Genomic DNA, 13797 nt, shown 5'->3' on the forward strand with positions numbered 1-13797 from the left:
GACATTTAATATCACGCATTCATTAAGCAAGAAAGGATGTCCTTATGACAATGCGGTAGCGGAAGCGACATTTAAAACAATTAAAACGGAATTTGTAAAAGGCCAACGTTTCAACTCAACGGCTGAGTTACAACGCGCTTTTTCGGCTTATGCCTATTGGTATAATCATAAACGATTACATTCTTCGTTAGGCTACTTGCCTCCCATTGAATTTAAAAAACACTTACCCCTTAATTTTTTTGTTTGAAAATGTGTTGCCATTCCATCCCCCTTAACATATTGTTGCATGATTTATTAATATGCTTTATGTATTTTGGTGTTAAGTGAGTACGATAAATGATACTTTAATTTGGAGGTACAAAATGTTTTCTCTTAAACGTAAATTGATAAAGTATTGCTACTTTATGGTATTTTTACTGATAAGCCAACAAGTACTAGCTGTCGAAAACGTAACACAAAAATTAACAGCTGCCGCAGTTGCTTCGCCCGATTATTATGGTGCAAAGGCAGCCGAAGAAGTGCTCGAAAAAGGTGGAAATGCAGCCGATGCTGCGGTGGCCACCGCATTTGCTCTTGCTGTTACTTATCCTGAAGCGGGTAATATTGGTGGGGGTGGTTTTATGACTCTTTGGATGGACGGTAAGCCTTATTTTATTGATTATCGTGAAGTTGCACCAAGTAAAGCTGATAAAGATATGTATCTTGATGATCATAAAAATGTGATTCCTAATTTGAGTTTATATTCTTACAAAGCATCGGGAGTGCCTGGAACTGTTGCTGGTATGTGGGCGGTTCATCAGCGTTTTGGTAAATTACCTTGGAAAGAGGTTATAGCACCAGCTATTCGATTTGCCAATGAAGGATTTGTTGTAGACAAACAACTAGTTAAACGTTATCAAGAGGCACAAGAACTTGCGCCTGCTAATGGTCACTTTAAGCAATACTTTGGTTCAATGCAAGAAGGGAAAATATTTAAACAACCTGAGCTTGGTAAAGTTTTAGATCGTATTGCCCAGCAAGGTAGCGATGGATTTTATAAAGGTGAAACGGCTAAATTAATTGCACAACAGATGGAGAAAAATGAAGGTTTAATTACTGAAAATGATTTAGCAAATTATAAGGTTAAATGGCGAGATCCTTTAATTGCTAACTGGCATGATATGCAGATTGTTACTGCTCCACCGCCAAGCTCAGGAGGTGTTGGTTTAATTCAATTATTATTAATGAAACAATATTTAGCGAATGATTTCAAAGAGGTAAAAGTAAATTCAGCGCAATATATTCACTTGTTAGCAGAAATAGAAAAACGTGTTTTTGCTGATCGAGCCGAATATATGGGAGATCCTGATTTTATCTCTGTACCTGTCACTGAATTGATTGATACTAATTATTTAGTGCAGAGAGCGAAACAAGTTAATCCAAAAGCGATTTCGATTACTGAAAAAGTTAAACCAGGTTTAGATAATAATCGTGAAAAGTTACAGACTACACATTTTTCGATTGTGGATAAATGGGGCAATGCCGCATCGAATACTTATACACTTAATGGTTGGTTTGGATCTGCTGTTGTAATAGAAGGCACTGGTATCATTCTAAATAATGAAATGGATGATTTTAGTAGTAAACCAGGTGTTGCTAATCAATTTGGTGTCGTGAGCAAAGATGCTAATGCAATAGAACCAAATAAACGTCCTTTATCTTCTATGACACCAAGTATTTTTATTAAAGATAACGAAGTTGCAATGGTCATTGGTACACCAGGTGGTTCAAGAATTTTCACTTCAATCTTTCAAGTTGTGACAAATGTTTTTGATAATCATATGTCATTAAAAGCGGCAATGGATGCTCCGCGTTATCATCATCAACTATTACCAGCGAATCTTATCTTTATTGAGCGTTTTCAAAATAAAGTGCCAGAGAAGTTAAAAGATAAACTTAAACAGATGGGTTATCATTTTAAACAGCAAGATTTTAGCGGTGATATTCAAGCCATAAAAATTACGGATAATAAACCCGAAGCCGTATCAGATATTCGAGGTCGAGGTAAATCAATTATTGTGAAATAGATAATAAAAGACCCGCTATAATGACGGGTCTTTTTGTGTTTATTGTTGGATAATTATTCAGGAATAATATCAACAATAAGTTTAGCAAATGCTTCGCTGTGTACTTGGAAGAACACTTCATGTTCACCAGTAGTACGCAGTACGCCATTTGGTAAGCGAACTTCGCTTTTTGATACTTTAATACCACGAGCTTTAACAGCATCAGCGATATCACGAGTACCGATTGAACCAAATAATTTGCCTTCATCACCGGCTTTAGAAGTAATAGTTACTTTACCAAGTGCATTGATTTGAGCAACACGCTCTTCAGCTGCTTTCAATGTTTCTGCAAGCTTAGCTTCTAATTCAGCACGACGAGCTTCAAAGAATTCGATATTCTTTTTAGTTGCTGATACAGCTTTACCTTGTGGAATTAAAAAGTTACGTGCGTAACCTGCTTTAACATTAACTTGATCACCTAAGCTGCCTAAATTAGCAACTTTATCGAGTAGAATAATTTGCATTATATGTTCCCTCTGTTGCTAATTACTGATGATTATCAGTATATGGTAATAATGCCAAGTAACGAGCGCGTTTGATTGCGCGAGCTAATTGACGTTGATATTTTGCGCTAGTACCAGTGATACGGCTTGGTACGATTTTACCACTTTCTGTGATATAGCTTTTTAATAAAGAAACATCTTTATAATCAATTTCTTTAACGCCTTCTGCAGTAAAACGGCAGAATTTGCGACGACGGAAATAACGTGCCATTTGGCTATTCTCCTAATAGTTTAACTTGGTCAGCATGTAAAACAAGTTGGCTTGTTTGGTTGCGTTTAGTATGTGTGCTTATAAAGCCACTAACTAAAACTTTGCTGCCTTTTTTTATGTAACTTAGCTTTTGTTGTCCACTAACAATCACAGGCATTATGCACCATGCTTGTCTTGTAAGTTCTGCTTCGATTTGTTTAGAAACGTGTTCTAAATAAAATTGACAATGCGAGATCCCACTTGGACTGATTTTTCGTATCGGAGTTTTTTTTACAATACCCGATAACATTAAACGATTATTCGTCGGAATCATCGTCCATATTTACTTCGTTAAAATCTTCTTCAGAACTACGACGTTCATCTTTGGCTTTTAACATAGGTGAAGCTTCAGTTACAGCGTGTTTTGTGCGCATAATTAAACTGCGAATTACTGCATCATTGAAACGGAAGCTATCTTCAAGTTCGTTAACAGCTTCTTGAGTTGCTTCAACATTCATTAACACGTAATGTGCTTTGTGCAGTTTTTCGATAGGATAGGCTAATTGACGACGACCCCAATCTTCTAAACGATGAATTTTGCCACCATCAGTGGTTAACGTACCAGTATAACGTTCAATCATACTAGGTACTTGTTCACTCTGATCTGGGTGAACCATAAATACTATTTCGTAATGACGCATTATCGCTCCCTACGGATTAATCAGCTTTCTGTCGGGGCAACCGCAACCCATTGAAAGCAAGGAACATGAAAAATAGGCGGTTGAAATCGACAAGGCATTATATATCAAGTTATTGGGTTTGACAAATGAATATGCCAAGATTCTTTGTAAGACAGTGTCACTTTTAGTTGATAGGAAGTATCTGTTTTTATGACTGTTTTTTATGAAATTCTTTTGAAAAATGTCAAAAAAAAAAGCAGGAAAAACTTCAATAAAATCAATACCTTTCCTGACCGATTTTTGTGGTTGTAAAAATGCATTGTAAAATGTAACGATTTCTATACATTTTTGTTAGTAAAATATGATATGCTTTCGTGCAATAGAATTGTTATTAGTAGATGTTTGTATAACTATATAAGTAAGAGGAAAGGTTTGATGGCTCAGGAAACTATTTTTAGTAAAATTATTCGACAAGAAATCCCCGCTGATATTGTTTTTCAGGACGATAAGGTGACAGCATTTCGTGATATTTCTCCTCAAGCGCCGACTCATGTGTTGATTATCCCAAATAAACTAATTCCAACCGTTAATGATATTAAGGAAGAAGATGAAACCATCATTGGGCATATGATGGTAGTTGCTGCCAAAATTGCAAAACAAGAAGGTATTGATGAAAGTGGATATCGTTTAATCATGAATTGTAATAAAGATGCAGGGCAAGAAGTTTTTCATCTTCATATGCATTTATTAGGTGGTAAAAATCTTGGTAGATTAATAGGTTAATCATATATGAAACAGATCAAGCGTATATTTGTTACAAGTTCACTGGTTTTTGTTTTAACGGGGTGCCACCTTATTAGTAATACCCAAAAAGTTGAGGTGAAACCACCTGTAGATGTTACTCAGCCTGATGATACTGGTGTGATTGAAATGCCTCCTGAAATTGCTAAACAGACTGATTGGAATTCGGTATTATCACCATTTATCAAGAAATTAGTTAATGTGCCACTTTCAAATTCAGACAATAAACTTATTTTTATTAGTGATATTCAAAACCGGAGTGGTGATTATCTTGCAAATAATCAAATAGATGAAGCATTACATCAGTTAATGCATAAGCAAAATACGTTTACAGTAGTAGATAGACAGACAATAAGCCAAGCTAAACAATCATTGGGGATTTCAGCTGATGATAAGTTGGTATCACGAGGTAAGATGATTGGACTGGCTAAATCGATAAATGCTAGCTATGTTCTTTTCACCACAATATATAAAGTACCAAGTGCAAGCAATGATGTCGATCTGGCAATGGAATTAATTTCAACACAAAGTGGAGAAATCCTAACCAGATTTGCATCTAAAGATTTTCCTAAGCAGTCTGATATCAATAAGGAAACAAATAAAGTTATTGAGGACAACAAATAATGGGACCATTGTTGATTGATGTTGAAGGTTTAGCATTAACTGAAGAAGATAAAAAACTGTTGCAAAATCCGTTGATTGCAGGGGTGATTTTATTTAGTCGTAATTATCAAGATCAAGCTCAACTGATGGCATTGATAAAACAGATTCGAGCTGCCTCTTCACAGCGTTTATTAATTTCGGTCGATCATGAAGGAGGGCGTGTTCAGCGTTTTAGAGACGGTTTTACTTCTATACCTCCAGCGCAATCTTTTGCGGTTCTTAATGATCTTGAACAAGCTAAATCATTAGCTTTTGATGCCGGTTGGGTTCTGGCTATGGAACTTATTGCTTTTGATATCGATCTTAGCTATGCACCCGTTTTAGATTTAGGTTACGATTGTCTTGCTATCGGTACACGTTCTTTTCATCAAGATGTCAATGTTGCTTATCACGTTGCTTCCGCTATGATTGATGGTATGCATGCTGCAGGTATGAAAACTACGGGCAAACATTTTCCTGGGCATGGTCATGTGATTGCTGATTCACACAAGGAAACGCCTGTAGATTATCGCGAAAAGTCGCTTATCGAACTTGATATGCAAATTTTTGCCAAATTGATTGCGGATAAAAAACTTGATGCAATCATGCCTGCTCATGTTATCTATCCTGCTTTTAATAATAAACCTGCTAGCGGTTCGCCATATTGGCTTAAAACAGTGCTTCGTGAGCAATTACATTTTGATGGTGTAATCTTTTCTGATGATTTATCAATGGAAGGTGCTTCAATAATGGGTAATTATGCTGAGCGAGCCCAAACGGCATTATCAGCAGGTTGCGATCTGCTTTTAGCTTGTAATAATAGGCAAGGGACATTAGCTATTTTAGACCAATTAGCAGCATTAGATAAGATTAATTCCTTAACATCAGATAAAGCAAAATGTTTATTAACCAATACAAAAATCACCTATGTAGAATTAACAAAAAGTTCTGAGTGGCAATATCGTCGTGATAATTTATTAAAACTTAATGAAAAGTGGACAGAGTATGCAAGCAGCAATCATTGAAATGGATAATGACCAACTTCTGGTTACCTATAATCATGTAGCTAGAGCACTATTCGCTCAAAACGATTTAGTATTAAATCAACCCTTTAATTATCAAAAGGTCTTCAATCTTGATAATACAATAAATATAGATGGACAAGATGATACGATTATTGTGTTAGATTCTCAGCACGTTTTATTGCAAAAAGTGATGGAATCATCTAAAACAATATTTATTTTACAACCAATTGAGTATTTAAAAAAAAGGTTATCAAAAATAAAGGTTGTTGGTTCTCAAGCTTTTGATATTTTTGCCAGCCAAAGTTTAGTCATGCAAAAACTTATCGCTCAAGCTAAAGCATTCTCAATGCAAAGAGAACCATTGCTTATCTCTGGCGAAACTGGTACAGGTAAAGATTTACTTGCTAATGCTTGTCATCAATACAGTTCACGTGGCGATCAGGCTTTTCTAGCATTAAATTGTGCAGCTATGCCTGATGAGGTTGTTGAAAGTGAATTATACGGGCATGCAGCTGGTGCTTATCCTGGCGCTATTGAAGGTAAAAAAGGCTTTTTTGAACAAGCCAACGGTGGCTCAGTATTGCTTGATGGCATTGATGAAATGTCGTTTCAAATGCAAACTAAATTATTACGTTTTATCAATGATGGCTATTTCCGCCGTGTGGGTGATGATGATGAAGTTTATGTCGATGTTAGAATTATTTGTGCAACAAAGGTCGATTTAGCTGATTTGGTTGAACAAGGTAAATTTAGAAAAGATCTTTATTACCGACTTAACGTACTATCGCTTAATTTACCTTCTTTACAACAGCGTAAAGACGATATTGAATCACTTACGTATATTTTTGTAAATGAATATGCCAATAAACAAGGTATCATATCACCAACAATTGACGATAATGTTATTGATAATTTGACCCGTTACTCATGGCCAGGTAATGTAAGGCAACTGAAAAACATACTTTATTCGGCATTAGCGCAATTGACTTCGCCTAGGTTAACGGTCAAAGACATTGTGTTACCGACTCCAATCACATCGCAATTATCGTGGGTCAACAATATTGAAAATAAAACTCTTGATGAAATAACTAAACAGTTTGAAAAAGAGATCTTATTAAAATTATATGATCAATACCCAAGCTCAAGAAAGCTGGCCAAAAGATTAGGTGTGTCGCATACGGCGATTGCAAATAAGTTGAGAGATTATGGGATAGGGCGGTAAGTTTGTTTAATAGCACTAAAAGAGTTTTAGTAACAGGAGGAGCTGGATTTATTGGTTCTGCTGTCATTCGATATATTATCGAACATACTCAAGATCATGTCATTAATATTGATAAATTAACCTATGCGGCAAATTTGAACTCGCTAGCAATGGCTTCTAGCAGTGAAAGATATATTTTTGAACAAGTTGATATTTGTAATCGACAAGCATTGGATCGTGTATTTCAACAATATCACCCCGATGCTGTGATTCATTTAGCGGCTGAAAGCCATGTAGATAATTCAATAACCAGTCCTATTGTTTTTATTGAAAGTAATATTATAGGAACTTTTACACTTTTAGAAGCTTCTCGAAATTATTGGAATAATTTGTCTGATGAGAATAAAGAGAAATTTCGTTTTATCCATGTATCAACTGATGAAGTTTATGGTGATCTAGGTAGTACGAAATCATTTTTTACAGAGGTAACACCCTACTCACCAAGTAGTCCTTATTCCGCTTCTAAAGCATCAAGTGATCATTTAGTTAAAGCATGGTATCGCACATATGAGTTACCAACCATTATAACACATAGTACCAATAATTATGGACCTTACCAGCATACTGAAAAACTGATTCCATCTGTAATTTTTAAGGCACTGGCAGGCAAGCCCATATCCATTTATGGCGATGGTTTACAAATACGTGATTGGATATATGTAGAAGATAATGTCAAAGCTATATATTCTGTCTTAAATAAAGGTAAAATTGGCGAGACTTATAATATTGGTGCAAATAGCGAATATACGAACTTAGATACAGTACAAATTATTTGCTCAATGATGGATGAACTTATTCCAAAACGCCCAAATGGAATCAAACGATATCAAGATTTAATTCAATTTATATCTGATAGACCTGGCCATGATTATCGATATGCTATCGATTCATCGAAAATTCAAAAACAGTTAAACTGGAAGCCACAAGAAAAGTTTGAAAGTGGATTGCGAAAAACTATTGAATGGTATTTAAATAATATAGAAACTCAAGGATAACTTATGCTACCTAATGTACCGATTGTCATGCCAGCCTATAATAATGGTGTTTTTATATTAGCAATATAAGAATTAATTTTTATTGTATGAATCACTTGTGCTGTTTACAGTAATTTGAGAAACTACTGTAATAAATATACATAAAAAACAAAACTAACGCCTTATCACAGACAAGATATATGGTGCTTATATCACAAAGAAAAATAACGGTCACTGATTTGGCAAAACGCTTTATGGTTACTCGGCCTACCATTTACAATGTACTAAAGAAAGCCTGATCGTAGCTTTTTGTGCCTTTAACCAGTAAGAATGAACGTTATAAAACCATTTGTTATGGAATTAAACGTTTGGTTAAGGTTGGAAAGTTCATTGAAGATAAATTAATACGATAAGCATAATATAGTTAAACCCCATAAAGCGATTTCGGGGAAAACGCCTTATGAGTTTCGAGAGAATTATTTTAGCTATGAAGTGAAAACAACCTTGTTTTTTCTACAATTCAAATTATTAAGTGTATTGACTTAAGCTTACTAAGCTCTATAAAATAGAACATCATTTTTTAAACAAACAACGTCTTTTCTATATTTTTTTAATTTTGGGTTTAATCAGATTAGTAAAGTGTTTAAGTAGGATTAAATATGACATTACTTTCAGTTGTTTTGCCCATGTATAATTCAGAAAATTATGCGTATTCTTGTATAAATAATATACTTTCTCAATCATTTATTGATTACGAATTAATTATAATTGATGATGGAAGTTCTGATTCTACGAAAGCTATTTGTGAGCAGTTTAAGTTTGACTCAAGAATAAAGTATTTTTATCAAATGAATGGGGGATCACATAAAGCTAGAAATTTGGGTATTGATAAAGCAAAAGGTAAATTACTTACATTTATTGACTCTGATGATGTTATACCTAATAATTATTTTGAAGAGCTAATTAAAATGTATAAAGATGGTGTAAATTGCGTATTTTGTGATATTTATCACCAAAAGCACGAAGGATTAACTAAAAGTTTTTTTTTCGAACAGGAGAGTTTATCATTAAATAAAATAAAAGAGATCATACATATGTTGAGTATTGATTCTTTTCCTGCTCCTTATGCTAAATTATATAATTTAAGTGAGATAAGAAGGCTTAACCTTAAATTCCTTGAGTCCGATAATTATTTTGGTTTTGCTGAAGATTTTTATTTTAATTCATTATATTTAATTAATTCTCAAAAGCTAGTTTATACAAAAAAAACATATTATATCTATAATAAACTTAATCAAAATTCACAATGTAATAACCCTGATCCAGAAGTCCAAAGAAGAAATAATATTGATAGAGCGAAAGTAATTTATTCAATATTGCAATATATGTTTAATAAAGGGCTTAATATAAGAAAATATAATGCTATTTTTTTTATGATAAGAAAGCATTTGCAGTGGGGGGGAGATGTTACTAAAGAAGCCTTGTTAAAGTTATTGAAAAATTCAAATTTACCCAAGTCTTACATGAAAAGAATATACTGTTTTTCTTTAAGTATTTTCTTGTTTGGTTATTTTAAAAAATGATGAGGTCTTTTTATTTACTATGATTCCTAGAATAATTCATTACTGTTGGTTTGGTGATAATCCTAAACCAAAAAAAGTTCTTGATAATATAGCTAATTGGAAAAAAAAGCTTCCTGATTATAAATTTGTAGAATGGAATGATAATCATCTTCATTTAGCAAACAACAACCGATATGTAAAAGAAGCTTACCAGGTAAGAAAGTTTGCATTTGTATCTGACTATTTTAGAATATATGCTTTATGGACTGAAGGCGGTATATATTTAGATACTGATATTACCTTATCACAATTTTTTGATTCTTTTAATTCTTTTTTAGAATTGGAGTTCTTTTCTTGTTATGAAAATTGGAGAGGAATAATTCATCCTATTTCAACTGCAACATTAGGGGCATCTAAGAGTAATGATTTTGTTAAAGAAATTTTGGATACTTACGAGCACGATAGGTTTATTAAAAATGGTGAGCTGGATCTTACAACTAATGTTGAGCGAATAACGACGATTTTAAGAAATAAAAATTTGGTTTCTGAACCTTTTGATAAATTTAATACTTTAAAAATTTCTCCTAAAGAAATTATTTTCCCATCATATTACTTTTGCGAAGAAATAGAAGGATACTTAAATTATTGTGTACACCAGTTCTATGTTTCTTGGAAAGATGATACTGATAATGTAATTATTCCAATCAAGGTTAAACAACCATTTAAAGTCAAATTTCGGATTAACAAAAAAATACAATTTGTTAGATTGAATAAAGAAATAATACCAAATAAAATATTAGTTTCTTTTTCCTTTAAGAAAAAGAAATATGCATTTATTATTGTTTAAATAGGATACTCGATGTTGCAACCTAAATTGACTGTCATAGTGCCTGTTTATAATACAGAAAAATTTTTGAAAAAATGTTTGGATAGTCTAATTAACCAGACCTTAAAAGATATTGAAATTATTTGTGTCAATGATGGCTCTAAAGACAATTCACATCTTATTCTAAAAGAATATGCAGATAAAGATTCCCGAGTCAAAATTCTTAATAAAACTAATGGTGGGTTATCATCAGCAAGAAATATGGGAATTGATTATGCTAATGGTTATTTTATTACTTTTCTAGATTCTGATGATTATGTTGAAAATAATGCATATGAGTTAGCTTTATCGAGATTTGTTAGTGATGAAGTAGATTTTGTACATTTTTCAACAAATCTGATAATGGAAGATAATGATTGCGAACGTTATAATCAAGAATATTTTCAACATAAATTTAGTGGTTTAGTTAAATTAACAAGTTATGTTATCCAATTTTTGGACGTTTGTGCATGGAATAAAATATATAAACTTTCGATTATCCAAGATTATCATATAAGATTTCCAGAAGGTAAATTATATGAAGATAATCCTTTTTTCTGGTCATATGCATTAATGTGTAATTCTGCATACTTTATGCCTGAAAAACTTCATCATTATCTAAGCAGAAAAAATTCAATTATGAATTTAACTTTAAAACTTTCTAAATCTAAAATTAATGGATTAAATCATGAGTTAGATCGATTATTGTGTTTCGAAGAACTTCTAACTTTCATTTTTAAATGGAATTTATTTTATAAAGTAGTTTTAATATTAGAAAAGTTTTTTGAACGAATTTTTTGGGATGAAATAAATCATACGCCACATAAAAATATTGAGAGTGTATTAAAAAAATCGACAAATATAGTTAACAAATTTTCTTTAACCTCTTTATATCCTCGAAACCGTTTTTTTAGAGCCCTATCGAAAAAAAAATATTATAAGATTAAATATATTGAGTATATTACGAGAAAGCAGCGTTTATTTGGTTTATACCATTCGTCAAGTAACACTACTTTATGTTTATTAGGAATGAAAATTAAAAGAAAAAAGCTAAAAACTAAAAACAAACAGGAAAAGATTTCAAAAGAAATAAACGATAAATTTAATAATTTATATAACGAATTGTCAAAGTTACAACAAATACTTGTTTCAAGCATTCTTACACAAAAAAAAGGGAATTTTTTATCTAATAAAAATAATTTGATTTTCTTTAATCAAATGAATTTAAATCAATTTAAATATTATTTTGAGAATTTATCTGTAATAGCTAATTTAACTGATGATATTAATAAATCTAATGCTGTATTTTCATTTGAAAATCAAGATATTTTGGAGGCAGCAAAAATTGCTGTGGAAGAAAATAAGCTATTTTATTATATATACACTGGCTTTATAAGTAATATTTTTCCTCCTTATAGTTCAGCAATGACTACTTTTTGTTCTGCTATTTCATTTGTAATAGACAGCCGAGGTTATTTTAATGATGGTAATATGGCAACTGATCTAGAAGATCTTTTAAATACAGAAATTGTTAATGAAAAACAGTTACTGAGATCTAAAAATATTATTAACAAAATCATTAAAGAAAAAATATCTAAATATAATAATTTCGAAGGTCTTTCTAATATTTATAAAGAAAAACATAAAAAAAATATACTTGTTGTTCAATCTGAACATGAAATTTATAAGAAATTTTGTAAAGTAAATTATTCCTTTGAAGATATGCTTAATGAAGTTATTTATAATAACCCAAATGCGAACATTGTGATTAAATTTTCTAACAATTGTTGTGAGAAACAATTAAAACGCTATAAAAGTATATTGGCTAATTTAGATGCGGATTTAACTATAAAGTATTTTAAACATCATAATGTTCATCCATTTGAATTGGTAAATCAAATGGATGAGATTCATGTACATAATGATATAATAGGTTTAGAGGCATTAATGAGTGGTAAGCTCGTATATGTTTATGGAATTCCTTTTTATGCAGGATGGGGGTTAACGATTGATAAAATTTCCCTACCTCGAAGAAAAAGAAAACTTTCTATAGAAGAATTATTTTATATTTCATATATTCTTTACTGTAATTATGTTAATCCTGAGACTCAAACTATTTGTGAAATTGAAGAAGCAATTGATTACCTTCTTAAAATAAAAAAGATGTATCATTGAATTTTTTTATATTTTATAAGTTATAGGAATTTTTAGTGTTATTTTCAGTAATTTGAGAAACTACTGTAATGAATATACATAAAAACAAAACTAACGCCTTATCACAGAAAAGAGATATGGCGTTTATATCATTAAGAAAAAATAACGGTCACTCATTTGGCTAAGCGCTTTATGATCAGTCGCTAGGCCATTTATAACGTACTATAGAAAGTCCGATTGAAGCTGTTTGTGCCTTTAACTATGTAAATACCCCAAACTTAGTACACAACTCACGTAGAAAATCATGCTGCCTGTTTTAGTGTTTTATACTCAATCGGTGTCATGTTATTTAATGCCTCATGCGGTCTTTCGGTATTATAAATCGTTAACCATTCTTCGGTTATTCTCCTTGCTTGTGCTAAGTTGTTAAAAAGATATAAATCGAGTACTTCAGTACGATAGGTACGATTAAATCGTTCAATAAAGCCATTTTGATAAGGGCTACCGAGCTGGATATAATCAATGGTTATATCATGTGGTTTAGCCCAGTTTATCTAAGTAACGGGTAATCCTTCCTGCTGGTAAGCTTACTGCAATATCAATACCTAACGCCTCACGATTAAAGTCATCGATAACATTGAATGTCCTAAAGCGACGTTGATTACGGCTACTGTCACTCATAAAATCCATTGACCAACATTCACCTTGTTTATTGGGGACTAATAACCTTTCTGGGCATCGTGGAAGAATACGTTTTTTACGCTTTACCCTGAGATTAAGCTTTAATTCACAATACACCCGATACACCCGTTTATGATTCCATTTATAGCCGAGCTTTTTGATACGATTAAAGCATTTAGGAAAGCCCCAGCTTAAATGCCGGTCTGTGATAGCATTCAATACCGAAACAATCACCGAATCATCCTGTAACTTAGGTTGATAATAGTAAGCACAACGGCTTAAGCCAACGATAGCGCAGCTCATAGCTATAGTAACAGAATGATTTTGTTGTAGTTGCTGTGCCCACGTTTTACG

At 32.4% G+C, this 13797-nt stretch carries 17 protein-coding genes; 11 read left to right on the forward strand and 6 right to left on the reverse strand.

What is annotated here, in order from left to right; all coding sequences use genetic code 11:
• The coding region (locus tag A9G38_RS05705; protein ID WP_141671703.1) for an integrase core domain-containing protein at window positions 1–247 on the forward strand (247 nt) is incomplete at its 5' end.
• A gap of 157 nt (window positions 248–404) precedes the next feature.
• Window positions 405–2066 (forward strand): gamma-glutamyltransferase, encoded by a 1662-nt coding sequence (gene ggt, locus A9G38_RS05710; protein WP_442902860.1) that lies wholly within the window; start codon window positions 405–407, stop codon window positions 2064–2066.
• Window positions 2067–2119: 53 nt separating this feature from the next.
• Here the strand turns inward: ggt and rplI are convergent, their stop codons facing one another.
• Genes rplI through rpsF form a run of 4 tightly spaced genes read right to left on the reverse strand, consistent with a single transcriptional unit; the run spans window position 2120 to window position 3499 of the window.
• Window positions 2120–2569: a 50S ribosomal protein L9 gene (gene rplI / locus A9G38_RS05715; protein WP_034914705.1), complete on the reverse strand. Its 450-nt coding sequence runs from the start codon at window positions 2567–2569 to the stop codon at window positions 2120–2122.
• A 22-nt stretch (window positions 2570–2591) separates the two neighbouring features.
• The gene (rpsR, locus tag A9G38_RS05720) at window positions 2592–2819 is read right to left on the reverse strand and encodes a 30S ribosomal protein S18 (RefSeq protein ID WP_025314965.1); all 228 of its coding nucleotides are present in this window, start codon (window positions 2817–2819) and stop codon (window positions 2592–2594) included.
• A gap of 4 nt (window positions 2820–2823) precedes the next feature.
• Window positions 2824–3132: a primosomal replication protein N gene (gene priB, locus A9G38_RS05725; protein ID WP_034914702.1), complete on the reverse strand. Its 309-nt coding sequence runs from the start codon at window positions 3130–3132 to the stop codon at window positions 2824–2826.
• Window positions 3116–3499, reverse strand: coding sequence for a 30S ribosomal protein S6 (gene rpsF, locus A9G38_RS05730; protein ID WP_034914699.1), 384 nt, complete (start codon window positions 3497–3499; stop codon window positions 3116–3118). The genes priB and rpsF overlap by 17 nt, the downstream gene beginning before the upstream one ends.
• A gap of 414 nt (window positions 3500–3913) precedes the next feature.
• Here rpsF and A9G38_RS05735 point away from each other — a divergent pair, with 414 nt between their 5' ends.
• The 9 genes from A9G38_RS05735 (at window position 3914) to A9G38_RS05770 (ending at window position 12783) form a co-directional block, all read left to right on the forward strand.
• Window positions 3914–4261: an HIT domain-containing protein gene (locus tag A9G38_RS05735; RefSeq protein ID WP_034914696.1), complete on the forward strand. Its 348-nt coding sequence runs from the start codon at window positions 3914–3916 to the stop codon at window positions 4259–4261.
• Window positions 4262–4267: 6 nt separating this feature from the next.
• Window positions 4268–4903, forward strand: a complete 636-nt coding sequence (locus A9G38_RS05740) for a hypothetical protein (protein WP_034914693.1) — start codon at window positions 4268–4270, stop codon at window positions 4901–4903.
• A complete protein-coding gene (gene nagZ, locus A9G38_RS05745; RefSeq protein WP_034914692.1) occupies window positions 4903–5946 on the forward strand; it encodes a beta-N-acetylhexosaminidase in 1044 nt (347 codons plus the stop codon). Before A9G38_RS05740 ends, nagZ begins: the two co-directional genes overlap by 1 nt.
• Entirely contained in the window at window positions 5927–7168 is a 1242-nt protein-coding gene (locus A9G38_RS05750; RefSeq protein WP_051634316.1) for a sigma 54-interacting transcriptional regulator, read from the forward strand. The genes nagZ and A9G38_RS05750 overlap by 20 nt, the downstream gene beginning before the upstream one ends.
• 2 nt (window positions 7169–7170) lie before the next feature.
• Window positions 7171–8202 carry a dTDP-glucose 4,6-dehydratase gene (gene rfbB, locus A9G38_RS05755; RefSeq protein ID WP_051634314.1) on the forward strand — a complete coding sequence of 344 codons (1032 nt, stop codon included), beginning with the start codon at window positions 7171–7173 and terminating at the stop codon, window positions 8200–8202.
• 179 nt (window positions 8203–8381) lie between these two features.
• Window positions 8382–8480: an HTH domain-containing protein gene (locus A9G38_RS12835; RefSeq protein ID WP_080702376.1), complete on the forward strand. Its 99-nt coding sequence runs from the start codon at window positions 8382–8384 to the stop codon at window positions 8478–8480.
• Between the two features lie 360 nt (window positions 8481–8840).
• Window positions 8841–9764, forward strand: coding sequence for a glycosyltransferase family 2 protein (locus tag A9G38_RS05760; RefSeq protein WP_051634312.1), 924 nt, complete (start codon window positions 8841–8843; stop codon window positions 9762–9764).
• Window positions 9765–9783: 19 nt separating this feature from the next.
• Entirely contained in the window at window positions 9784–10590 is an 807-nt protein-coding gene (locus A9G38_RS05765; protein WP_141671737.1) for a glycosyltransferase family 32 protein, read from the forward strand.
• Between the two features lie 12 nt (window positions 10591–10602).
• On the forward strand, window positions 10603–12783 hold the full coding sequence (locus tag A9G38_RS05770; RefSeq protein WP_051634309.1) for a glycosyltransferase: 2181 nt from the start codon (window positions 10603–10605) through the stop codon (window positions 12781–12783).
• 281 nt (window positions 12784–13064) lie between these two features.
• Here the strand turns inward: A9G38_RS05770 and A9G38_RS12840 are convergent, their stop codons facing one another.
• Both A9G38_RS12840 and A9G38_RS12235 read right to left on the reverse strand, forming a co-directional pair.
• The gene (locus A9G38_RS12840; RefSeq protein WP_081297952.1) at window positions 13065–13316 is read right to left on the reverse strand and encodes an integrase core domain-containing protein; all 252 of its coding nucleotides are present in this window, start codon (window positions 13314–13316) and stop codon (window positions 13065–13067) included.
• On the reverse strand, window positions 13303–13797 hold a 495-nt coding region (locus A9G38_RS12235), incomplete at its 5' end, for a transposase (protein WP_176713233.1). The genes A9G38_RS12235 and A9G38_RS12840, both read right to left, overlap by 14 nt.

The sequence above is a fragment of the Gilliamella sp. Imp1-1 genome (genome assembly GCF_001690415.1).
Lineage (GTDB): Bacteria > Pseudomonadota > Gammaproteobacteria > Enterobacterales > Orbaceae > Gilliamella > Gilliamella bombi.

What these genes read in the sequence shown, in the direction of transcription:
- A9G38_RS05750 (WP_051634316.1), top strand. Translation starts at nt 5,927, where the DNA reads ATGCAAGCAGCAATCATTGAAATGGATAATGACCAACTTCTGGTTACC.
- ggt (WP_442902860.1), top strand. Translation starts at nt 405, where the DNA reads ATGGTATTTTTACTGATAAGCCAACAAGTACTAGCTGTCGAAAACGTA.
- rpsF (WP_034914699.1), bottom strand. Translation starts at nt 3,499, where the DNA reads ATGCGTCATTACGAAATAGTATTTATGGTTCACCCAGATCAGAGTGAA.
- nagZ (WP_034914692.1), top strand. Translation starts at nt 4,903, where the DNA reads ATGGGACCATTGTTGATTGATGTTGAAGGTTTAGCATTAACTGAAGAA.
- A9G38_RS05740 (WP_034914693.1), top strand. Translation starts at nt 4,268, where the DNA reads ATGAAACAGATCAAGCGTATATTTGTTACAAGTTCACTGGTTTTTGTT.
- A9G38_RS05735 (WP_034914696.1), top strand. Translation starts at nt 3,914, where the DNA reads ATGGCTCAGGAAACTATTTTTAGTAAAATTATTCGACAAGAAATCCCC.
- A9G38_RS05760 (WP_051634312.1), top strand. Translation starts at nt 8,841, where the DNA reads ATGACATTACTTTCAGTTGTTTTGCCCATGTATAATTCAGAAAATTAT.
- A9G38_RS12835 (WP_080702376.1), top strand. Translation starts at nt 8,382, where the DNA reads ATGGTGCTTATATCACAAAGAAAAATAACGGTCACTGATTTGGCAAAA.
- rpsR (WP_025314965.1), bottom strand. Translation starts at nt 2,819, where the DNA reads ATGGCACGTTATTTCCGTCGTCGCAAATTCTGCCGTTTTACTGCAGAA.
- A9G38_RS05765 (WP_141671737.1), top strand. Translation starts at nt 9,784, where the DNA reads ATGATTCCTAGAATAATTCATTACTGTTGGTTTGGTGATAATCCTAAA.
- A9G38_RS05770 (WP_051634309.1), top strand. Translation starts at nt 10,603, where the DNA reads ATGTTGCAACCTAAATTGACTGTCATAGTGCCTGTTTATAATACAGAA.
- priB (WP_034914702.1), bottom strand. Translation starts at nt 3,132, where the DNA reads ATGATTCCGACGAATAATCGTTTAATGTTATCGGGTATTGTAAAAAAA.
- rplI (WP_034914705.1), bottom strand. Translation starts at nt 2,569, where the DNA reads ATGCAAATTATTCTACTCGATAAAGTTGCTAATTTAGGCAGCTTAGGT.